Source organism: Planctomyces sp. SH-PL62 (genome assembly GCF_001610895.1).
Lineage (GTDB): Bacteria > Planctomycetota > Planctomycetia > Isosphaerales > Isosphaeraceae > Paludisphaera.
The window spans coordinates 3,446,993-3,468,330 of record NZ_CP011273.1; the positions used below are offsets into that span (position 1 = coordinate 3,446,993).

The following is a 21,338-nucleotide window of genomic DNA, read 5'->3' on the forward strand; positions in this document are numbered from 1 at the left end:
TCGGGCCGGGACGGCGGCGGGGCGTCGGGTCAGAGGGCGGGGTATCCTTGCAGGAACCGGGCCTCGGATTCGGCGTCGCCGACGACGTAGATGTCGCCGTCGGCGGGCAGGGGCCGCGTCGCGTCGGGGTTGATCTCCAGCGCGCCGTCCCGCGAGACCGCGATGACGTTGCAGCCGGTCTCCTGGCGGATGGCCAGCTCGACCAGGGAGCGGCCGGCCATCGCGGGAGGCAGGGGGAGCCGGAAGACGTTGAGGCCCTCGGCCAGCATCAGCGTGTCCATCCGCTGGAGCAGGTTGAAGATGACGTTGGCCCCCGTCGACGCGTACGACAGGACGAAGTCGGCCCCCGCGCGGTGGAGCGTCGAGATGTTCCGTTCCTGGGTGGCGCGGCCGAGGATCTGGATGTCGGGCCGCAGCCGGCGGCAGTAGATGGTCAGGTAGACGTTCATGTCGTCGTCGCTGGTGGTCACGACGACCGACGACGATTCCTCCAGGCCGGCCCGCTGGAGCACGGCGTACTCGGCCGCGTCGCCCACGACGTAGGTCGCCGAGTCCCGCACCTCTTGCGGGTTCCGCTCGACGATCCGGGAATCGATCCCTTGCTCCTTGAGCGCCCGGGCCACCGACCGACCGACCCGACCGCCGCCGATGACGACCACCGGCTTCTCGGTCTGCCGGTAGATGCAGAAGAGCGAGTCGTAGTCGTCGAGCTGGGCGCGGGAGCCGGCCAGGAGCAGGACCGTGGTGGCCTGGATCTTCGTCTCCGGGCCGGCGTTCTCGAATCGTCCCCGGTTCCAGACGCCGATGACGCTGGCGTTGGCGTGCTCGCGGAGCCGGATCTCGCGGAGGGTGCGGCCGACCATCGGGGTCCCGGCGGCCACGGCCTCGGCGATCAGGAGGTCGTCGAACTCGCCGACGACGTGGCTCTTGGCGTCGCGGCCCAGGACCCGGCGGGCCAGCAGCCCCCCGAGCATCTCCGCGAGCTGGATCACCCGGTTGCAGCCGGCCAGCTCCAGGATGTCGACCGAGGGCGTCCGCGACGCGGTGGCCACGATCGGGACCGTCTCGGAGATCTCCCGCACCGTGAACGCGACGTTCGTGTTGGCCGTGTCGCTGAGCGTGGTCGCCACCAGCGCGGCCTGGTCCACTCGCACCTGACGATACGTCTCCGGGTCGTCGAGCTGGCCGAGCATCACGCGGTAACCCTGGTCGTGGAGCTGCAGCGCGTCGGGAAGCTCCGGGACGACCACCACGTACGGCACGTTCGACTGCTTCAGCTTGCGGATCAGCGACGTCTCGATCGGCCCCAGGCCCGTCAGCACCACGTGGCCCCGGGCCGTGGGCGGCAGCGAGCGCGGCGCCCGCGCCGCCGCCTGGGCGTCCATCCAGGGGAGGAAGAAGAACTGGATGAACGTGAACGGCAGCAGGATCAGCATGAAGATGGTGCCCGAGAGGAGCACGATCACCGAGAAGAACCGCCCCAGGTCCCCCATGAACGTGATGTCGCCGAAGCCCAGCGTCGACATCACCACCATCGTCCAGTACAGGCCGGTGATCCAGCTGTAATACCGGCCCTCCAGCGCCATGATGTAATGGAAGAGGATGCTGAAGGCCAGGACCAGGAGGACGAAGACCCCGGTCAGCCGGAGCAGGACCTGGATGTTCCGCCGCCCCTTCCGGTTCGAGAGCTGCGTCACCACGGCGGTCATCGATTTCATCAAGGCGGCACCGGGCGTCGTCGCGCCTGCTCCAGGATGGGACCGGCCCCGCGTCGCGGCCGGACGCGGCGCGCGATCCTGACCGGGGCCGACGTCCAGGCTATCGCCGGACGAGTCGCGTCGCCAGGCGGCGCGGGATTTCCCGGCCCCCGCGACGGGTCAGTCGGCCGTCGCGGGGCTCGTCTCGGCGGGCCGGGGCTCGTCTCCTCCGGTCAGATCGCGGTCGACGAGGTCCAGGGCCTCCCGCTTGCTGTGGATCCGGCGCTCGAGCTGGGCCTCGCGGACCCGGTCGAGGATCGCGGCGAAGCTCGCGCCCGGCTTCAGGCCGTGGCGGACGAGGTCGTGGCCGGTCAGCAGCGGCGGCGGGTTGATCGGGCCGGTCGGCTGGTGTTCCAGGTAGGACTCGCAGTAGTCGACGTGGCCGGCGTGGCCGCGGGTCGCCATCGCGTCGGCCCGGTGCAGGGCCAGCAGCTCGTCGATCCCCGGCTGGGCGAGCATCCGCTTGAGCTTGGCCTCGCGGAGCTTCTCGGCCTCGCCGAGATACTGGTGGTTGGCCACCAGCCAGACGATCCGCTCGCGCTCGACGTTGGAGAGCTTCAGCCGCCGGCAGAGGTGGTCGGCCGTCCGGGCTCCGACGGCTTCGTGGTTGTGGTAGCCGACCCGGCCGCAATGGGCGCGACGGGTGGCCGGCTTGCCCACGTCGTGCAACAGGGCCGCGAACGCCAGCGGGAAGCTGGGCGAGCCCGGGAGCAGCTCCAAGGTCAGCAGCAGGTGGTCCCACAGATCCCCTTCGGGCTGCATCGGCTTGCCCTGGAAAAGCCCAACGGTCTCGACCAGGGGGGGGAGCACGGCCGCGATCAGGCCGAGCCGCATCAGGGCGTCCATGGCCCGCGCCCGGCTCCTGGGCGCGAGCATCCGCCGCAACTCCTGGGCGATCCGCTCGGGCGAGACCACCGTCACCTCGCTCGCCATCGCCCGGATCGCCTCGTCCGTCCGGGGCTCGACCCGGAGGTCGAACCGGCAGGCGAACCGCACGGCGCGGAGGAGCCGGAGCTTGTCCTCCTCGAACCGCGAGGCGGGGTCGCCGATGGCGCGCAGGACCCTCGCGTCGAGGTCGGCCCGGCCGCCGACGTAGTCGACCACCTCGCCGCCGATCGGGTCCATGAACATGCCGTTGATCGTGAAGTCCCGGCGCTCGGCGTCCTCGCGGGGAGAGCTGTAGACGACCCCCACGGGCCTCCGGCCGTCGACGTACGCCAGGTCGCTGCGGAACGTGGCGATCTCGACCTCGTTCCCCTTCTGCCGGGGGTGCCGCACCCGGACCACGCCGAACGACGCCCCCATCGTCAGCGAGCGGTAGGGGAGGCTCAGCATCACCTGGTCGGGGGTGGCGTCGGTGGCGACGTCGTAGTCCGCCGGGCTGAGGCCCAGCAGGATGTCGCGCACGCAGCCCCCCGCCCAGAGCGCCTGGTAGCCGGCCTGGCGAAGCCGGACGACGACCTCCTCGGCGAATTCCCTTCGGGCCCTGGCTTCAGCCATCGCCCACCTCCTCGCCCGGCTCCTCCCCGCCTTCGGCCTCGGGCTCGGAGCGGGGCTCGTCGCCCGCCGCCTCGTTCGCGTCCGGCTCGTCGCGCAGCCAGACGGCGACCTGGGTGTCGCCGTAGCGGCGTACGTCCCAGGCGTCGAAGTCCGGGAGGATCTGGTCGTCGAGGATGCGGCCGGCTTCGAGCACGATCAGAGACCCGGCGGGCAGCTGCTCGACGAGCTGGTCGAGCACGGCCCGGATCCGCTTGACGCCGATCTCGTATTCGCGATAGGGGGGGTCGAGGAAGACGGCCGTCGGCCCGACGAGTTCCGCCGCGTGGGTGCGGACCCAGCGATAGGCGTCGGCCAGGCGGATCTGCGCGCGGTCCTGGTAGCGGAGCTTGGCGACGTTGGCGTGGATCAGGGCGACGGCCTCGCGGTCCTTCTCGACGAAGATCGCCGATTCGGCCCCCCGGCTGAGCGCCTCCAGGCCGATCGCGCCGGTCCCCGCGAACAGGTCGACCGCCGTCCGTCCCGGCATCATCGCGCCGACGATGTTGAACAGCGACTCGCGCACGAGGTCGCTGGTCGGCCTCATGGCCGCCGTGGCGCGGGGCCCTTCGATCTTGTGGCCGCGCCTCTGTCCCGCGATGATCCGCATGTCCGCTCGCTTCCCGTGGCCCGACCTCGATCGTCCCCGTCGTCCGCACGCGACGACGCCGGGCCGAGGGCCGAGCCTTCATCATAGGTTCCGCCCGGCCGTCCGGGCAATCCGGGCGACGGAAGTTGGCGGCGGCCCGCGACCCGCCGGAATTCTCGACAGCCAGGCCGCACCCTCCTTTATGATGGCCACTTCCCGGAGATTCGCGGGCGCGGTCCCGCCGTTTGTACCAGGGGGAATTTCGATGCGACGTGGCTCGATCGGTCTCGCGTGCCTCCTCGTCCTCGCCTTCGTCGGCCGCGCCGGCGCCCAGCCCGAACCGTCCGACGACTGGCCGGGCGTGGGCAACGATCCCGGCTGCATGCGGTACTCGACGCTCGACCAGATCGACCGGTCGAACGTCGCGCGGCTCAAGCCGGCCTGGACGTACCACACGGGCGAGCTGAAGGACGGGGTCGGGAAGACGATCGAGTGCACGCCGATCGTGATCGACGGCGTGATGTACGTCACGACGGCCCACTTGAAGGTCGTGGCGCTCGACGCCGCCACCGGCGCGGAACGCTGGAAGTTCGACCCCCTCAAGGACCATCCGACCTCGCACCCGCTGGCCTCGGGCGGGGTGAATCGGGGCTGCGCGTACTGGTCCGACGGCAAGCCCGGAGGGGCTCGGCGGATCCTCCACGGGACGGCCGACGGCCGGCTTTTCTCGCTCGACGCCGCGACCGGCGAGCTGGACCCGAGCTTCGGCGACGGCGGCGTGCGCGACCTCCGCAAGGAGCTGGACCCGAAGGTCGCGAGCCTCGCCTACGGGCCGACCTCCGCGCCCGTCGTCTGGAAGGACGTGGTCGTCCTGGGCTTCTCGTGCGGGGAAGGGCCGGGGATCGCCGCGCCCGGCGACGTCCGGGCCTTCGACGTCCGCAGCGGCGCCCAGCTCTGGCGGTTCCGCACCGTGCCGGCGCCCGGCGAGTTCGGCGCCGAGACCTGGGAAGGCGAGTCGTGGAAGGACCGAGGCGGAGCGAACGCCTGGGGCGGCCTGAGCGTCGACGTGGCTCGCGGCCTGATCTTCGCCGGGCTCGGATCGGCCGCGTTCGACTTCTACGGCGGCGACCGCCACGGCGACAACCTGTTCGCCAACTGCACGATCGCCCTCGACGCCGCCACCGGACGCCGGGCCTGGCACTTCCAGACCCTGCGCCACGACCTCTGGGACCACGACCTGCCGACCTACCCCAACCTCGTCACGGTCGAGCGCGACGGCGCGAAGGTCGACGCCGTGGCCCAGGTGACGAAGACCGGCTACGTCTTCCTGTTCGACCGGGAGACGGGCAAGCCCCTGTTCGACGTGGAGGACCGGCCCGTCCCCGCCTCCGAGGTCGCCGGCGAGCGGGCCTCGGCGACGCAGCCCGTCCCGGTCAAGCCGCCGCCGTTCGCCGTGCAGACGCTCGACGAGTCGAACGTCACCGACATCGGCGAGGCCAACCGCGCGGTCGTGCTGGAGCGGCTTCGCAAGCTCAAGACCGGCGTCCCGTTCCTCCCGCCGAGCCGAGAGGGGACGGTCGTCATCCCCGGCTATCACGGCGGGGCGACCTGGTCGGGCGCGTCGTTCGATCCCGCGACCGGCCGGCTGTTCGTCAACTCGAACAACGTGCCGAACATCCTCACGATGACCGAATCCAAGGCCGAGGACGTGCTCAAGCACGGACCCTACAGCTTCACCGGCTACCACCAGTTCCTCGACCCCGAGGGCTACCCCGCCATCAAGCCCCCCTGGGGCGTGCTGAACGCCATCGACCTGAACGCGGGCGATTTCGCCTGGCGGACGCCGCTCGGCGAGCATCCCGAGCTGACCGCCCGGGGCGTTCCCAGGACCGGCACCGAGACCTTCGGCGGGTCGATCGTGACCGCCGGCGGCCTGGTGTTCATCGCCGGGACCAAGGACGAGCGGTTCCACGCCTTCGACAAGGACGACGGCAAGCTGCTCTGGGAACATCAGCTCCCCGCCGGCGGCTACGCGACCCCCTCCACCTATCGCGCCGGGGGGCGGCAGTTCGTCGTGATCGCCGCCGGCGGCGCGGGCAAGCTCCGCACCAGGGCCGGCGACGCCTTCGTGGCCTTCAGCCTGCCCGAGTGATCCTCGATCGCAACCGTCGACGAACCCCGGCACCGCGAGGCTCAAGCGAGGAAACGCTCGATGAGGACCCGTGGAAATGACGATTATTCCACGAGGAGGCGTTTCCGCCTGAGAGGACGGGGGGCGGCCCCCGGCGGAGGCCGAGGTTCTATCGCTTCGCGAGGGCCCCATGAGACGCACGGACCACCGTTGCGGGATCGCTCGGGGTCGAACGATCCTGACGCTGTTGCTGCTGTCGGGGATCGTCCCACTCGTCCGGGGCCAGGACCCGCCGACCGCGCCGGCGTTCGACTTCGCGGAGGCGGCGAATCTCGGCGAGGAGGCGTCGCCGCGCATCCTGCTCCCCCCGGACGAGGTGATCCGCGAGTCGCTCTTCGGCCCCCTGCGCCCTGAACGATGGCGACCCCTCGGCCTCTCCACCCTTTTCTCCGAGGGCTGGGACGAGCCGTACGCGCCGGCGCCGGGCGACGCCCCCCGGCAGACGTGGATCAACAACGCCGACGGCGCCTTTTATCGCCTCTACGTGGCCTCCTTCGGCTTCGCTCGGGGCGCGCCCCCCGCGGGAGGCAACGCCTACAACGGCAGCTTCTTCCTGTTCACGCCCCTGAGCCGACGTTTCGAGCTGGGGTGGTTCGTCCCCTTCGTGATGTCGGCCCCGGACGCCCTCAAACCTTCCGGGAGGGCCAACTGGACCGATTTCGGCGATCTCACCATCGCGCCCCGCGTCCTCCTGGCGGAAGATCGACGCTACACGGTGACGTCGAACCTGTTCGTCAGGCTTCCGACGGGGAACGCCCGCAACGGCAACGGCGTCGCGAGCCTCTCGCCCGACGTGGAGTTCTGGGCGAACCCCGTGGAACGCTGGGTGGTCCGCGGCGGCCTCGGCGTGACCGTCCCCACGAACAGCACGCCCACCTCCTCGCGGTTGCTGGCGGCGAACCCCTGGATGGGCTTCAACGCCTCCCCGGGAGGCTTCACGTCGTTCGACGCCCGCCTCGCGATCGGGCGATACCTCACGCCGGGAGGCGACCACCTCTTCAATAACTTCGTGCCCTATCTCGCGGCCAACCTCCATACCGAATTGAGCGGAGGGAACAACACCTACTTCTCACTCACCCCGGGCTACCGGTTCGGCCTGGGCAAGGATTGGTACGCCCTGGGAGGGCTGGAAGTCCCGCTCGTCGGCCCCCTGGCGTTCCAGACGCAGACGATCTTCCAGTTCATCAAGAACTTCTAATCGCGAACCGCCCCGGCCTGGAAGCGTTGGAACGTCAGGCCCACCGCCAGGGCCGTCGCCGTCCCGACGAGCACGAGAGCCAGGGCCGTCCGCACCCGGGGAGAGAGCCGGAGCAGGGCGGGGTGCTCCGGGACGGCCGCGAGCAGCGGCGCGAGGAACAGGACGGCGGCGACGTCCCGCCGCAACTCCCCGAAGCACGAGCCGACGACCAGCAGCCCGAACAGGACGACCGCGCCGAAGCCGGGGAGGGCGTGGCGGGCGTCGCCCCGGAACAGGGTCGCGGCGACCGCCCCGCCGGCGACCGCGCCGGCCAGCGGCAGCCCGTTCATCCCGCCCGAGGCGTACCCCGAGAGCATCACCGCCGCGCCCGCCCCGCCGATCGCCGTCGCCAGCGCCAGCGGGACCCGGACCGCGGAGCCCGACCTCCTCGCGGCCCATCCCAGGACCCACCAGACGCCGAACAACGCCGCGCCCAGGCCGACGAGGATCGGATAACGTCGGCCCGGCGGCCACAGGGCCGAACCGGGACCGGCCAGGTCCGCCAGGTAGATCGACCCGTACAGGAGCGCGGGCGCGACCGCCATCGACGCGGCCAGCCGCAGGCCGACCGCCCCCCATCGCGGGAGCCCGACCGCGCCGACAACGGCCTCCAGCACCAGGACGCCCGGCAGGACGAGGCCCAGGAATCGGTCCTGATCCTCGCGCAAAGGCCATCGCGGACGCACGCCCAGCACCGCCAGCCCGACGGCCGCCCCGATCGCGACCGCCGCCGCCTGCACCACTCCCGGCCCCGACCCCTCCCGATCCAGCCCCCGACCGCCGCCGCCAGGGCCGCCGCGATGAAGGCCGCCGCCATCGCTTCGAGCATCAAGACCGGTTCAGGCATGGCGACGGTCTCCGGGTGACCTCGAGGAAAGCTCCGGGAAGCCCAACTTTCACGACGTCTCGCGCCCGGCCGCTCTCCCCTTGTTAGGGAAGACCTGCTGGCGCGGTTATGCCTTCATGCCTGAATGAGGTGGCCGCCATCGCGGGCGAACCAGGGGAGCGACGGCCGTTGTGCTCGTCTCCCCCCTCATCCGGCCCTGCGGGCCACCTTCCCCCGCGAGGGGGGAAGGGCCTGATGGTCCCGACTTGGATTCCGAGAGCTTCCGCGCTCGTCACCGCTGCATCCCCCCGCGAGGGGGGAAGGGCAGGGCGGGAGGTCAGGACTTCGTCCCCTCGAAGCCGATGAGGAGGACGACCTCGTCGCCGGCGGCGGGGATCATCTTGTCCATGCCGAAGTCGGAGCGCTTGATCGAGATCTCGGCGGAATAGCCAGTGCGCTGGACGCCCTTGGGGAACTCGCCGACCTTGCCGCCGGTGAGGACGAAGGAGACGGGCTTGGTGACGCCGTGGAGGGTCAGGTCGCCGGTCACCTTCAGGCCCTGCGGGTCCTTCGCGACCGCCGTGCTCTTGAAGGCGATGGAGGGGAACTGCTTGACGTTGAAGAAGTCGGGGCTCTTGAGGTGCCCGTCGCGCTTGTCGTTGCCGGTGTCGACGCTGTCGGCCTTGATCGCGATTACGAACCGCGACGACGAGGAGGCGGCCGGGTCGACGGTGAACGACCCGGAGACGTCGTTGAACCGGCCGTAGATCGAGGCGAAGCCGCCGTGGTCGATCTTGAAGATAACCGTGGTGTGCGCCGGGTCGACGGTGTAGTCGTCGGCCGCCCGCGCGGGGAGGCCCGCCCCGAGGGCCAGGGTCAGGGTCAGGGCGGTCGCCAGCAGTCGCGCGTTCGTCGCAGTGGCTCGCATCGTTCGGCTCCGGGTTGGCTTCGAGGGTCGGAGGGCGTCGACGCGACGCCGTCCCGGAGGATTCTACCGGGCCGTGGAAGCCCCCGCGAGGCTCGGGTCAGGCGGAAAGGCCGGGCGTCTCGGGCCGGCCGCCGGCCCGGAGCCAGAGGCGGTGGAGCTCGGGCAGGCCGGCGACGGCGAGGTCGGGCCGGGTGACGGCCGGGATGTCGTCGTGGGGGGCGACCCAGACCGTGAACATGCCGACGGCCTTGCCGCCGACGATGTCCGACGCCTGGCTGTCGCCGATCATCGCGACCTCCGAGGCCGCGAGGCCCAGGCGGCTCACGGCCGATTCGAACAGCCGGGGGTGGGGCTTGCCGACGACGATCGGTCGGGTCCGCGACGCGGTCGCGACCGCCTCGGCCAGCGCGCCGCATCCGGGGTCGAAGCCGTCGGCCACGGGATAGCGGGCGTCGAGGTTCACCGCGAAGAAGGCCGCGCCGGCGGCCACGGCGCGGGACGCGGCGCGGAGCCGGTCGAAGTCGAACCGCGGGTCGTTCCCGACCACCACGGCGCGGGCCTCGCTCCAGCGGTCCAGGGGGAGGGGCTCGTGCCCGGCCCTCGCCAGCGAGCCCGCCAGGTCGTCGGTGCCGATCGCCAGCAAGGGGGACGGCCCCACCCGCTCCAGCACCTCGGCGGCCGTCAGGTCGAACGCGGCGACCACCTCGCGGCCCTCGGCCCGGATCCCCAGGCGGGTCAGCTCGCGGGCAAGGGCTTCCGAGCCGTATCGCGACGAGTTCGACGCGAAGACCACCCCGAGCCCCGCGTGGCGGAGGTCCGCGACCAGCTCCGCCGCCCCGGGGAGCAGCCGCGGCCCCGCCCAGATCGTGCCGTCGAGATCGAACGCGTATCCTCGGATCGTGCGCAGGCTCGTCAACGCTCGGTTCCTTTCGTCGTCCCCGGTCGGTCCCTCGTCCCCGAGCCTCCGAGTCTACCACGGCCGGGACGCGGCCCCCAACCGGCCGACGCCTCGGATGGTCCGACGCCCCTGGCGCCGTTATAATATCGAGTATCGTCGGGAGCCGCCGAGGAGACGAATCCCCTGATGAACCTAGACGCCAGCGAACGAGGACCGAGGAATGAGCCTGCTTGACCAGTTGCGTGCGATGACGGTGGTGGTCGCCGACACGGGGGACATCGAGTCCATCGCCCGTTACAAGCCTCGGGACACGACCACGAATCCGTCGCTGCTCTACAAGGCGGCCAAGATGCCGCAGTACGAGCGGATCGTCCAGGGCGCGGTGGAGTTCGCCCGGTCGGTCGACGGCGACCGCAAGGCCCGTCTCGAAGCCTGCATGGACAAGCTCGCCGTCGGCTTCGGCAAGGAGATCCTCCAGATCGTCCCCGGCCGCGTCTCCACCGAGGTCGACGCCCGGCTCTCGTTCGACGTCGAGGCCACGGTCGCCAAGGCCCGCCGCCTGATCGAGATGTACGCCGAGGAAGGGGTCGGTCGCGAGCGGATCCTCATCAAGGTCGCCTCCACCTGGGAAGGCGTCCGCGCCGCCGAGCGGCTGGAGAAGGAGGGGATCCACTGCAACCTGACCCTCCTGTTCAGCTACGCCCAGGCCGTCGCCTGCGCCGAGGCCGGCGTGACCCTGATCTCGCCGTTCGTGGGCCGCATCCTCGACTGGCACCTCAAGGACCGCGGCGTCAAGGCGATCCCCGCGACCGAAGATCCGGGCGTCGAGTCGGTCCAGCGGATCTACCGCTACTACAAGGCCCACGGCTACAAGACCGAGGTCATGGGCGCCAGCTTCCGCAACATCGGCGAGATCGTCGAACTCGCCGGCTGCGACCTGCTGACCATCTCGCCGGATCTGCTCAAGGAACTCCAGGACGCCGACGGCAAGCTCGACCGCAAGCTCTCGCCCGACGCCGCCGACGGCCAGCCCGAGCCCAAGATCTCGCTCGACGAGAAGACCTTCCGCTGGATGCTCAACGAAGACGCGATGGCCACCGAGAAGCTCGCCGACGGCATCCGCCGCTTCGCCGCCGACATCGTCAGCCTGGAGAAGCTCGTCTCCAAGCTGATCGACCAGCCCGTCGCCGTCTGAGCCCTCGCCGACGGCCTTCCTTCCCCCCGAAAGGGGGGGAGGGGGCCCGGGGCGGTCGACTCGAAGCGACTCGACTCGATTTCGGTGAGCCGGACGCTCAGGATTTCGGGGGGCCGTCGACCCGGCCGAGCGGGGTGTCGACGAGGTGCTCGATGAGGAACCAGACCTGCGTCTCGCCGATGCGGACGACGTCGGAGACGAGCAGGTCGTTGGTGCCGTCGTCCCCCTCGTCGGCGGTCTTGCGGGCGGCGTCGCGGGCGTCGACCAGGATCATCTCGTGGGCCTCGAGCAGCCGAGAGAGCATCGCCGGGACTTCCTCGCAGCCGTCGGGCGGCCTGGGGATGCGCGTCAGCTCCGCGACGTGGCGAGGGTCGCCGACGGCGATCCCGCCCAGCGTCTGGATACGCTCGGCCACCTCGTCGATCAGCTTCAACTGCTCCTCGGCGTGCTTGTCCAGCAGCAGGTGGAGCTGATAGAAGGTGTGGCCCCGCATCAGCCAGTGGTGCTTCTTGTAGAGCGCGAACAGGATCTGGCTGTCCGCGAGCACCTGATTCAGGCGCTGGCACGAGTACATCCGGGCGTCGTACGACAGCCCGAGCGGGAACTGACGGACGGTCCCGAATTTCTGAATCTCGCCGCCGCCGATGTGGACCCACGGCTGGCTGTGTTCTTCCGGCTTCGACGGGGCCTGCCCCTGGATTTCGCCGCTCTTCTTCGTGGTGACTGCCATACTTCGACCTTTCCCTTTTCATCTGGATGATTGAGGGCGGGCTCGACCATCCGGCCCGTCGGTCTTACTGAATTAAGCTTCATGCAGCCCGTGTGCCGAACGGCCCCGCCCTCGGGTCGGGAAGTCTCTCGGCCTGGAGGCCGCCGCCGAGGGATGGATCGACGACGCGCCCGACCACTTCGCCAGGCTCGTACGCGCCGTCGCCGCGCTGACTGCGCGGCCCAATCAGTTTACGCTGGAAGCGCCACGAGATCACGTGTTCCGACCCCCGTCTCCGTCCGCCTCCCGGAGTCGACCCCCTTGCCGTTCCCGAGCCGCCCGTCCCCGAGGGAGACCCTTGAAGGGCTCACCCCCCCGGCCGCCGACTTCCCCTACTTCGCCTTCGCCGACGCCGTCCGTTTCGAACCCGAGGCGCGGGGCTCGATCCGGACGGATTCCGGCGCCTTCGTCGACGCCAACGCGTGGTGGCTCGCCGATGCGTCGATGCTCGCCTACGGCGACGCCGACCTGATCGCCGCCAGGTTCGTCGACTCCCCCTTGCCCGGCCTGGGCTGGACCGTCGCCCCCCTCCTCGACGACGACGGCTCCCGGGCGATGGTGCTGGACGGGCCCGGGGCGCTGGTGGTCGTCTTCCGAGGGACGCGGATTCCGGTCCCGGACCTCGCCCCCGCCGAGGCGCTCGGCCTGGTCGACTGGATCCTCAAGAACGAAGACCTCAGGATCGACGGCCGCTTCCTGCCGGCCGCCCGCAAGGCCGGCGGCCGCGTCCACGCCGGGTTCCTCAATGCGTTCGAGGCCCTCAGCGACCGGATCGACGAGGTCGCCGCCGCCAGGAGGCCCGGCCAGAAGCTCTGGCTCGCCGGCCACAGCCTCGGAGGCGCGCTCGCCGTGCTGGCGGGCTCGCACCTGCGTGAACAGGCGGTCGAGGGGATTTACACCTATGGGGCCCCCCGCGTCGGCGACGCCGAGTTTGTCGCCACCCTCCCGCCGTGCATCCACCGCCGATTCGTCCATCGCGATGATCTGATTCCCCGCATCCCCCCCAAGGGGACGTTCGGTTATCACGACGCGGGCGAGCTGCACGCGGTCCCCGGCACCCCTCCCCGCAAGCCCTGGCGCGAATGGAACGAGGGCGTCAAAACCCTCCTCGCCGCCGTCCGGCTGTCGGTCAAGGAGGGTCGACTCGCCATCGGCGAGGCCCCAGTCCTCATCGCCGGCCTCGCCGACCACGCGCCCGTCTACTACGCCGTCCGCCTCTGGAACGCCCTCGCCGACGGCCTCGACGAACCGTCGTCCCGATCCTGACGACCCGCCTCGCGGGGCGGTTCTCGACGTCCTGCCTGCTCCACGCGGCGCGGCATCGACATCACCTCTGTTCTGAATGACATCGAATCTCAATTAAGGCGATCTGGTTCCTTTCTGGAGCGATTGCGTCCTGCGCGGGGCGACGGCTTCCTCGGCGACGATCGAGCGTCGAGACTTCCGCTGGCGACGGACAAACCCCCGTCGTCGGAGACTTCCCCTAGTGGAGAGTCACGACTGATCCCGTGCGAGACGGCCGTCGTAGAAGGGGTATGAAACCACCCCTCTTCGTCCGCCCGCTCTCCCCCGAGGAGTCCCGGACCCTTCGGGCCGGCCTCCGCTCGCCCTCGGCCTTCACCCTGCGGCGCTGCCAGATCCTCCTGGCCGGCGCCGAGGGCCTCAAGCCCTCCGCGATCCGCGCCCGGCTCGGCTGCGCCACCCAGACCGTCCGCGACGCCATCCGCGCCTTCGCCGCCGAGGGGCTCGCCTGCCTCCGCGAGAAGTCCCACCGCCCCCGATCGGCCCGGCCCGCCCTCGACGCCGCGGCCGGCGAGCGGCTCCGCGCCCTGCTGCACCGCAGCCCCCGCGAGTTCGACAAGCCGACCTCGCTCTGGACGCTCCACCTGGCCGCCGAGGCGGCGTTCGCCGAGGGCCTCACCCCGCGCGTGATGAGCGGCGAGTCGATCCGCCGGGCGCTGAAGCGGCTGGGGGTGGGCTGGAAGCGGGCCAAGACCTGGATCACCAGCCCCGACCCGGCGTACCTGAGAAAAAAGGGGCGCGCGACCGGCTGATCCGCCTGGCCGAGGCCCATCCGGGCTGGACCCTCGGCTTCCAGGACGAGGTCTGGTGGAGCCGGCTGGCCCGGCCCGGCCTGCACGCCTGGGCCGGCGGCGAGCCGCTGCGGCTGCACGAGCCGGCCGCCGACGCCGCCGACGGCGACCCCAAGGCGTTGGCCTGCTACGGGCTGCTGCGCGGCGACTCCGGCGGGATGCTGCTGCGGTTCGTGCAGGGGCGCCCGGTCAGCCAGGTGACCGAGGACTTCCTCGCCTGGGCGTGCGACCGGCTGGCCGCCGAGGGCAAGCGGGCGTTGCTGCTGGTCTGGGACAACGCCGCCTGGCACGTCAGCCGCCGGGTGCGGGCCTGGATCAAGGCCCACAACCGGCTGGCGAAGGCCCGAGGCGGAGTGCGGATCGTGGCGTGCCACCTGCCGGTGAAGGCGCCGTGGCTCAACGCGATCGAACCGAAGTGGGTCCACGGCAAGAGAGCCGTCGTCGAGCCGGGGAGGAGACTGACGGCGGCCGAGGTCGAGGAGCGGGTCTGCGGCTACTACGGCTGCGAACACATCGGTCGCCTCACACAGCAACTCCAGTGATCCTGCACTAGGGCCGCTCTCCAGGCCTGCGATAGCCTCGAAAAGCCCTCGGAGGCCGTGAATCAGGGGAGTTGCAAGGGGGGGCCGCGGCCCGCGTCTCCTCGGCTCGGGATTTGATTTTCGGGCTTCGCCAGTCGCCCGAGGTCCCATGAACCAGGGGCGTCCGCCACCCACGCTCCACGTAGGAAGCTTTCGCCGGGACCGAAGAGGGGAGCGATCGAAAAAGAGGTTTGGAAACTTCCGATACGACCTTCGGCAGCAAATTGACATTAAGTCTCAGTCGCATTATGCATCAGCCAGCCCGCCCCAGCATCCCGTCCGACCCCCGGGCCCGACTCCGGGCCCAGGAATCGGTGGGGCCCCGCTGATTGCATACCCACCTTGTCTCTTGCTTCCATGAGGTCCCCCCGATGCGACCTGCCCGTTCCGGCTTCACCCTGATCGAACTGCTGGTGGTCATCGCGATCATCGCCGTGCTGATCGCCCTGCTGCTCCCGGCCGTCCAGTCGGCCCGCGAGGCGGCCCGCCGCATCCAGTGCACGAACAATCTGAAGCAAATCGGCCTGGCGATGCACAACTACATGACCAGTTGGCCGGAGACGCTGCCGAACGCGGGGAGTCGTCTCGGGACGAGCTATCCCAACGACCACTCGCCGCTGGCGCGCCTGCTTCCCTACACCGAGCAGACGAACCTGATCGACTTCAACCTCCAGATGGGGCATCCCGCCGTGGTCGACCTGCCGGTGGAGATCCGGACCGTCGCCTCCACGGTGATCTCCATGTTCCTGTGCCCCAGCGACGCCGCCGTCTCGCCGACCGTGGAGCTGACCTACGCCTCGACGCCCGTGAAGTACGCCGGCTCCAATTACGCGATGAACCAGAGCGACGGCACCAACCTCGGGACCGGGATCGCGGCCCAGGTCCATCCCATGAATCCCGGCAACGGCCTGTCCTGGGTGGGCTCCGGTACGAAGCTCAGCCAGGTCACCGACGGCTCCTCGAACACCCTGGCGTTCACCGAGTCGACGCGCGGCGACGGCAGCCGGCTGACCAGCTCGGCTCCGATCGACAACGTCCTCAAGTACCGAGCGATGGGGGGGACGGACTTCTACGCGATGGCGGATACGGGGAGCGGCCACACGTCCTGGGACGGTCGTCGGCTCTGCTCCTGGCTGCGCGGGTCCATCCCCGAAGGCCCCGTCATGAACGGCTACCTGACCCCCAACAGCAAGAAGGCCGACAGCGTGTCGTCGTCGTCCAAGCTGACCGCGGCGCGGAGCAATCATCCGGGGGGCGTCAACGCGCTCTTCTGCGACGGCAGCGTCCACTTCCTCCGCGACTCGATCGACCTGGCCGTCTACCGCGGACTCTGGACGCGAGCGGGCGGGGAAATCCTGTCCGCCTCGGATTATTGATCCTCCCTTCGCCGCGGCAAGGTCGAGCGAACGAACCCCACCCCGACACGACGACATTCCGGGCGTTCGCCGGGGCGGCGGCCGTCCTGTTCGCCCTCGACGCCGCCTGGGGCGGCGCGGGGGCTTCGAGCCGGACGTCGGCTCAAAACCCGCCCGAGGACGCGAGCCCCGTCTCGACTCCGGTCGTCGAGGGCGGCCCGGTGACGCTGCCCGGCGCTCGGCGGTTCGACATCCGCGCGAAGTCGGGCCTTGAGTATCGGATCTTCGTCGCCGCCCCTCCGGGTCCCGCCCCCGCGCCGGGTTTTCCGGTCATCTACTTCACGGACGGCAACGAGAATTTTCCCGTCCTGCTGGCCGCGACCCGGAAGCAATCCCGCGAGGCGTTGCAGGCGGTCGTGGTCGGGATCGGCTACCCCGGCGAGGATCCGGTCAAGCATCGAGAGCGCCGGGCGTTCGATCTGACGCCGCAAACCTCGGAAGAGTGGATGAAGTCCGACGCCCGCGAGATGGGGACCTTCAAGACCGGCGGCGAGGACGGGTTCCTGGATTTCATCGAGACGGAGTTGAAGCCGGTCGTCGAGCGGCGGCACAGGATCGATCGATCGCGGCAGACGCTGTTCGGCCACTCGTTCGGCGGGTTGTTCACCCTGCACGTCCTGTTCACCCGCCCCGAAACGTTCCAGACGTATGTGGCGGCGAGCCCGTCGCTCTGGTGGAACGGCGGCTCGATCCTGATGGAGGAGAAGAGCTTCCTCGAAGGGGGCCCGGCCGGGAAGGCGGCGGCGCGCGTGCTGCTCACCTCGGGCGAGTTGGAGCGGAAGACGGCCCCGATCGAATCGAAGGAACGGGCCCGGCTCCTGGAGAATCGCCGCCTGGCCGGGTCCGCGAAGGAGATGGTCGACCGCATGGACGCGGCGGGCGTTCCCGGGCTGTCGGTCGAGTACCGCGAATTCGTTGAGGAGAATCACGGGTCGGTCGTGCTCCCCGCCGCAAGTCGAGGCGCGCGCTTCGCGCTCGACGACGGGCGTCGGACCACTCCCCCGTCGGGCGTCCGCGCCGAAAATCCGTGACGCGCGGCCGTGGAGAATTCCGGCCGCTGGAATCGCTCCGAGAGGGAAGACGACATGAGTCGATGTCTGCCGTCAGCATGCCTGTTCAGACTCTGATCCGTGCGCGCCGACGGCGCGCTCAGCAAGCCGGAACGGGATCGCTACCTGCGGAACACCGGCTTCGACCGCCTCGTCGCCGAGGGCGTCTATACGTGCGGAGGCTTCGCGAACGCCTTCGGCCGTTCGTCGCGCCTGCTGGCGGAACTCGAACTCCCCCCGGCCGTCCGCGAGCAGGCCGCGACGCTCCTGGACGGCCACCTCGCGCTCGGCGGCCTCGATCATCGCCGCGATTCAGAATTCCTCGCCGAAGACCACGTCGCCGGTCACGCCGACCTGATACGCGGAGACGCGGCGCTCGAAGAAGTTCGCCAGCTCCTGGACGTCCTGGAGCTCCATGAACGCCAGCGGGTTCTTCGACCCGTAGGCCGGCGCGATGCCGAGGGATTCGAGCCGGCGGTCGGCGACGTACTCCAGGTATTTTCGCAGATCCTGGAGGCTCAGGCCGACCACGCCGTGGGAGAGGACGTCGCGGGCGAACTCCGTCTCGCAGTCGACGGCCTCGCGGAGCATCGCCACGACCTCGCCCTCCAGCGCCGCGTCGAACAGGTCCGGCTCCTCGCGACGCGCCGTCGAGATGACGTTGAACGCGAAGGCGATGTGCGCGCTCTCGTCGCGGAAGACCCAGTTCGTCCCCGTCGCCAGGCCGTGGAGGAGGCCCTTGGATCGCAGGAAGTAGACGTAGGCGAAGGCCGCGAAGAAGAACAGACCTTCGATGCACGCGGCGAAGCAGATCAGGTTCAGCAGGAACCGCCGGCGATGCTCGCGGGTCTCAAGCCGGTCGAGTTGCTCGATGGAGTCGATCCAGCGGAAGCAGAAGTCGGCCTTCCGCTTGATCGACGGGATGTTGTCGATCGCCGCGAACGCCTGCTCGCGCTCGGCCATGTCGGGGAGGTAGTTGTCGAGCAGGGTCAGATAGAAATGGACGTGCAGCGACTCCTCGTAGAGCTGGCGCGAGAGGTACATCCGCGCCTCGGGGGAGTTGACGTGCTGGTAGAGGTTCAGCACCAGGTTGTTGCCGACGATCGAGTCGCCCGTGGCGAAGAACGCCACCAGGCGCTGAATCAGGTGCTTCTCCGCGGGCGTGACGCGGCGGTCGAGGTCGGCCAGGTCTGTCGAGAAGTCGACCTCCTCGACCGTCCAGGTGTTCTTGATCGCCGCCTTGTACATCTCGAAGAAGATCGGGTATCGCATCGGACGCAGGGTCAGGTCCATGCCGGGATCGAGCAGCATCGGTTCGTCCTTCCGTGGAGAGGGGTTCTGGTTACTGGCACGACTCGCACGACTCGGGATTCTCGAGCGAGCACGCGACGTCTCGGGGCGTCGGCGGCGCCTGCGGGACGGTCGTCTTGGCGATCCCCGTGGCGGGGCGGGATCTCAGGTAATAGGTCGTCTTCAGCCCGCGCTTCCAGGCGTACATGTACATGGAAGAGAGCTTGCCGATCGACGGGCTCTCGACGAAGAGGTTGAGCGACTGGCTCTGGTCGATGAACGGGGCGCGGTCGGCGGCCATGTCGATCAGCGACCGCATCGGGATTTCCCAGACGGTGCGGTAGACGCGGCGGAGGTCGGCCGGGAGTTCCTCGACGCCCTGCACCGAGCCCTCGGCGAGCTTGATCCGGTTGCGGACCGCCTCCGTCCAGAGGCCGCGCGCCTTCAGGTCGCGGACGAGGTGGCGGTTGACCTGGAGGAACTCCCCGGAGAGCGTCTCTCGCTTGAAGAGGTTGGAGACCTGGGGCTCGATGCATTCGTAAGCCCCGACGATCGAGGCGATCGTCGCGGTGGGGGCCACCGCCACCAGGAGCGAGTTGCGCAGGCCGACGCGGCGCACGCGCCCGCGAAGCTCGGCCCACCGGGGGGCGTCCGAACCTTCGCGGTCCCACAGGTCGACCTGGAGCACGCCTTCGGCCGCCCGGGTCTCGGCGAAGGCCAGGTGCGGCCCCAGGCGCTCGGCCAGGTCGCAGGACGCGGTCAGGGCGTGGTAGTAGATCTCTTCCTGGATCCTGGCGGAGAGTTCCCGGGCCTCGGCGGCGTCGAACGGCAGGCCGAGCTGGAAGAAGACGTCCTGGAGCCCCATCACGCCGAGCCCGACCGGCCGCCATCGCCGGTTCGACGCCTCGGATTCGGGGGTCGGGTAGAAGTTCACGTCGACCACCGCGTCCAGGAACGGGACGGCCGTGCGGACGGTTTCGGCCAGGGCTTCGAAGTCGAACCCCCCGTCGCCGACGTGCCGTGCGAGGTTGATCGAGCCGAGGTTGCAGACGGCCGTCTCGCCGTCCGAGGTCGCCTCGACGATCTCGGTGCAGAGGTTCGACGAGTGGACGACGGCGCCCGGCGTGCGCGTCTGGTTCGACTTCCGGTTGCAGGCGTCCTTGAAGTTCATCCAGCCGTTGCCCGTCTCGGCCAGCGTCTTCATCATCCGGGCGTAGAGGTCGCGCGCGGCGACCGTCTTGACGGCCAGGCCCCGCGCCTCGGCTTCGGCGTAGGCCGCCTCGAACGCCTCGCCGTGGAGGTCGGGCAGGTGGGGGACCGTCTTGGGATCGAACAGCGACCAGGCCCCGCCTTCCTCCACACGCCGCATGAACAGGTCCGGGACCCAGTTGGCCAGGTTCAGGTTGTAGGTCCTCCGGGCCTCGTCGCCGGCGTTGTCCTTGAGCTCCAGGAACTCCTCGACGTCGGCGTGCCAGGTCTCCAGGTAGACGCAGCAGGCGCCCTTGCGCCGCCCCCCCTGGTTCACGGCGGCGACGGAGGAGTCGAGCGTCTTGAGCCAGGGGACCACGCCGTTGCCGTGGCCATTCGTCCCCTGGATGTAGGAGCCTCTCGAGCGGATGCGGTGGAAGGCCAGGCCGATCCCCCCCGCGTACTTGGAGAGCTTGGCCACGTCCGTATAGCGGCCGTAGATCCCTTCCAGGCTGTCATCGGGCGAGTCGAGCAGGTAGCACGACGACATCTGCGGCCGGGGCGTCCCGGAGTTGAACAGGGTCGGCGAGCTGGGCATGTAGCGGTGCGACGCCATCAGCTCGAACAGGTCGAGGGCGTCGGCGACGTCGCGGGAGAGCCCGCACGCGACCCGGAGGAAGAAATAGGCGGGCGTCTCGATCACGTCGCGGGTGCTGGGATGCCGCAGCAGGTAGCGGTCGTAGATCGTGCGGAGCCCGAAGTACTCGAAGTCGTCGCGGGGCCGGGTCGCGGCGGCGTTGAGCTTGCGGGCGTTCGCGGCGACGTAGTCGGCGGTGGCCTCCGCGACCAGGCCCAGGCGGCGTCCGGCGGCGATCGCCTGGGAGAACGACTGGATGTCCTGGTTCATCACCTCCTTGGCGATGAAGCAGTCGAGGAGACGGGCCGCGAGCAGGGAGTATTCCGGCTCCTCGGCGATGAGCGAGGCGGCCGTCTGGATCGAGAGCTGGTCGAGCTCGCGGGTCGTCGCGCCGTCGAAGAGTCCGCCGATCGTCTTCACGGCGATCCGCATCACGTCGACGGCCGCCAGCCCGCCCGACGAGCGGCGGACGGCCCGCACGATCTTGTTGACGTCGACCGGCTCCAGGCCGCCGTTCCGCTTGCGGACGCGCATGCCGCCGTCCTCGTCGGCCGCCCCCGCGCGAGGCGCCTCGCCGTTCGCGGGGGCGTTCTTCAACTCCAGACTCATGTTCGGCTCCTGTTCCTTGGAGGGGGGAGGGCCGGGACCGCCCGAGAGCGCCCCCGGCCGGATCGGCCGTCAGGTCGCGGCGACGGGGGCGAAATTCGGCGGATGGGAGAGGAGCCGAACGGTCGTCACGGCCGGAACGGCGGCGGCCGGATGGACGGGGCGGACGAAGAGCGCGGGACGCGGGCCGTCGGCCGCGACCGGGCCTGTTCGAGGCGAATCCAAGGCGCGATCCTTCCTGCCGGTCCGGGCAGATTGGGGCGTCCGGACCGGTACGCAGGAGGGCTCCGCACGCGCGGAAGGGCCTGACCTGCCGCGTACCCGGAGCGGGGCACCCTTGGCATGCTCGACGGGCAGGTCTTCTGGCTTACGGCTACGATCGATCCCCGGGCGGCCTTCCCGCGACGCGAGCGTCGCAGTGGCTTATGTGGCCGGATCTCTCGCCGAATACAGCAGCGGCCCTGCGCCGGATTCTCACCGGCTTCCCTTTTCATCCGTCCGAACGCGGACGGAACCCGTCGATGCTGGGAGCATATCCTATTTTCGACGCCCA

Annotated in this window: 19 protein-coding genes and 1 riboswitch; of the genes, 8 read left to right on the forward strand and 11 right to left on the reverse strand. The window is 70.1% G+C overall.

Translation table 11 applies throughout. The features are described from left to right. Positions 1-29 precede the first annotated feature (29 nt). From VT85_RS13395 to rsmD, 3 genes are all read right to left on the reverse strand, one after another. Positions 30-1,718 carry a potassium channel family protein gene (locus VT85_RS13395; RefSeq protein WP_068415912.1) on the reverse strand — a complete coding sequence of 563 codons (1,689 nt, stop codon included), beginning with the start codon at positions 1,716-1,718 and terminating at the stop codon, positions 30-32. A 159-nt stretch (positions 1,719-1,877) separates the two neighbouring features. Beyond that, the gene (locus tag VT85_RS13400) at positions 1,878-3,257 is read right to left on the reverse strand and encodes a CCA tRNA nucleotidyltransferase (protein ID WP_082858584.1); all 1,380 of its coding nucleotides are present in this window, start codon (positions 3,255-3,257) and stop codon (positions 1,878-1,880) included. Beyond that, positions 3,250-3,903, reverse strand: a complete 654-nt coding sequence (gene rsmD, locus VT85_RS13405) for a 16S rRNA (guanine(966)-N(2))-methyltransferase RsmD (protein WP_068415915.1) — start codon at positions 3,901-3,903, stop codon at positions 3,250-3,252. The genes VT85_RS13400 and rsmD overlap by 8 nt, the downstream gene beginning before the upstream one ends. Before the next feature lie 244 nt (positions 3,904-4,147). Between rsmD and VT85_RS13410 the strand changes: the two genes are divergently transcribed. Together VT85_RS13410 and VT85_RS13415 are read left to right on the forward strand one after the other, a co-directional pair. Then, on the forward strand, positions 4,148-6,034 hold the full coding sequence (locus VT85_RS13410) for a pyrroloquinoline quinone-dependent dehydrogenase (protein WP_082858585.1): 1,887 nt from the start codon (positions 4,148-4,150) through the stop codon (positions 6,032-6,034). Positions 6,035-6,203: 169 nt separating this feature from the next. After that, positions 6,204-7,271: a hypothetical protein gene (locus VT85_RS13415; protein WP_068415917.1), complete on the forward strand. Its 1,068-nt coding sequence runs from the start codon at positions 6,204-6,206 to the stop codon at positions 7,269-7,271. On the opposite strand, the gene VT85_RS13420 is transcribed toward VT85_RS13415, so the two are convergent. The 3 genes from VT85_RS13420 to VT85_RS13430 form a co-directional block, all read right to left on the reverse strand. Beyond that, entirely contained in the window at positions 7,268-8,053 is a 786-nt protein-coding gene (locus VT85_RS13420; RefSeq protein WP_156512858.1) for a hypothetical protein, read from the reverse strand. The two genes, VT85_RS13415 and VT85_RS13420, sit on opposite strands and share 4 nt — an antisense overlap. Positions 8,054-8,473: 420 nt before the next feature. Beyond that, the gene (locus tag VT85_RS13425; RefSeq protein WP_068415923.1) at positions 8,474-9,064 is read right to left on the reverse strand and encodes a YceI family protein; all 591 of its coding nucleotides are present in this window, start codon (positions 9,062-9,064) and stop codon (positions 8,474-8,476) included. Positions 9,065-9,161: 97 nt separating this feature from the next. Then, the gene (locus VT85_RS13430; RefSeq protein ID WP_068415927.1) at positions 9,162-9,980 is read right to left on the reverse strand and encodes an HAD-IIA family hydrolase; all 819 of its coding nucleotides are present in this window, start codon (positions 9,978-9,980) and stop codon (positions 9,162-9,164) included. Positions 9,981-10,182: 202 nt separating this feature from the next. Here VT85_RS13430 and tal point away from each other — a divergent pair, with 202 nt between their 5' ends. After that, the gene (tal, locus tag VT85_RS13435) at positions 10,183-11,157 is read left to right on the forward strand and encodes a transaldolase (protein WP_068415935.1); all 975 of its coding nucleotides are present in this window, start codon (positions 10,183-10,185) and stop codon (positions 11,155-11,157) included. 97 nt (positions 11,158-11,254) lie between these two features. On the opposite strand, the gene VT85_RS13440 is transcribed toward tal, so the two are convergent. After that, the gene (locus VT85_RS13440) at positions 11,255-11,887 is read right to left on the reverse strand and encodes a Dps family protein (protein ID WP_068415937.1); all 633 of its coding nucleotides are present in this window, start codon (positions 11,885-11,887) and stop codon (positions 11,255-11,257) included. 300 nt (positions 11,888-12,187) lie between these two features. On the opposite strand from VT85_RS13440, the gene VT85_RS13445 reads away from it, so the two are divergent. The 5 genes from VT85_RS13445 (at position 12,188) to VT85_RS13465 (ending at position 17,046) form a co-directional block, all read left to right on the forward strand. Then, positions 12,188-13,192 carry a lipase family protein gene (locus VT85_RS13445; protein ID WP_068415938.1) on the forward strand — a complete coding sequence of 335 codons (1,005 nt, stop codon included), beginning with the start codon at positions 12,188-12,190 and terminating at the stop codon, positions 13,190-13,192. 269 nt (positions 13,193-13,461) lie between these two features. Further along, the gene (locus tag VT85_RS13450) at positions 13,462-13,980 is read left to right on the forward strand and encodes a helix-turn-helix domain-containing protein (RefSeq protein WP_068415941.1); all 519 of its coding nucleotides are present in this window, start codon (positions 13,462-13,464) and stop codon (positions 13,978-13,980) included. Between the two features lie 158 nt (positions 13,981-14,138). Beyond that, positions 14,139-14,561, forward strand: coding sequence for a transposase (locus VT85_RS13455; protein ID WP_197490672.1), 423 nt, complete (start codon positions 14,139-14,141; stop codon positions 14,559-14,561). Positions 14,562-14,971: 410 nt separating this feature from the next. Next, the gene (locus tag VT85_RS13460) at positions 14,972-15,976 is read left to right on the forward strand and encodes a DUF1559 domain-containing protein (RefSeq protein WP_068415947.1); all 1,005 of its coding nucleotides are present in this window, start codon (positions 14,972-14,974) and stop codon (positions 15,974-15,976) included. Between the two features lie 200 nt (positions 15,977-16,176). After that, complete coding sequence (locus VT85_RS13465) at positions 16,177-17,046, forward strand: alpha/beta hydrolase (protein WP_197490673.1); 870 nt, start codon at positions 16,177-16,179, stop codon at positions 17,044-17,046. A 72-nt stretch (positions 17,047-17,118) separates the two neighbouring features. Here VT85_RS13465 and VT85_RS13470 read toward each other — a convergent pair whose 3' ends face one another. The 4 genes from VT85_RS13470 to VT85_RS27650 form a co-directional block, all read right to left on the reverse strand. Further along, positions 17,119-17,367 (reverse strand): hypothetical protein, encoded by a 249-nt coding sequence (locus VT85_RS13470; RefSeq protein ID WP_068415953.1) that lies wholly within the window; start codon positions 17,365-17,367, stop codon positions 17,119-17,121. 9 nt (positions 17,368-17,376) lie between these two features. Beyond that, a complete protein-coding gene (locus VT85_RS13475) occupies positions 17,377-18,375 on the reverse strand; it encodes a ribonucleotide-diphosphate reductase subunit beta (RefSeq protein ID WP_068415958.1) in 999 nt (332 codons plus the stop codon). Positions 18,376-18,406: 31 nt separating this feature from the next. After that, positions 18,407-20,713, reverse strand: a complete 2,307-nt coding sequence (locus VT85_RS13480; protein WP_409999946.1) for a ribonucleoside-diphosphate reductase subunit alpha — start codon at positions 20,711-20,713, stop codon at positions 18,407-18,409. 144 nt (positions 20,714-20,857) lie between these two features. Next, positions 20,858-21,010, reverse strand: a complete 153-nt coding sequence (locus tag VT85_RS27650; protein WP_156512860.1) for a hypothetical protein — start codon at positions 21,008-21,010, stop codon at positions 20,858-20,860. A 109-nt stretch (positions 21,011-21,119) separates the two neighbouring features. Further along, a riboswitch (cobalamin riboswitch) is annotated at positions 21,120-21,319 on the reverse strand. Positions 21,320-21,338 lie beyond the last annotated feature (19 nt).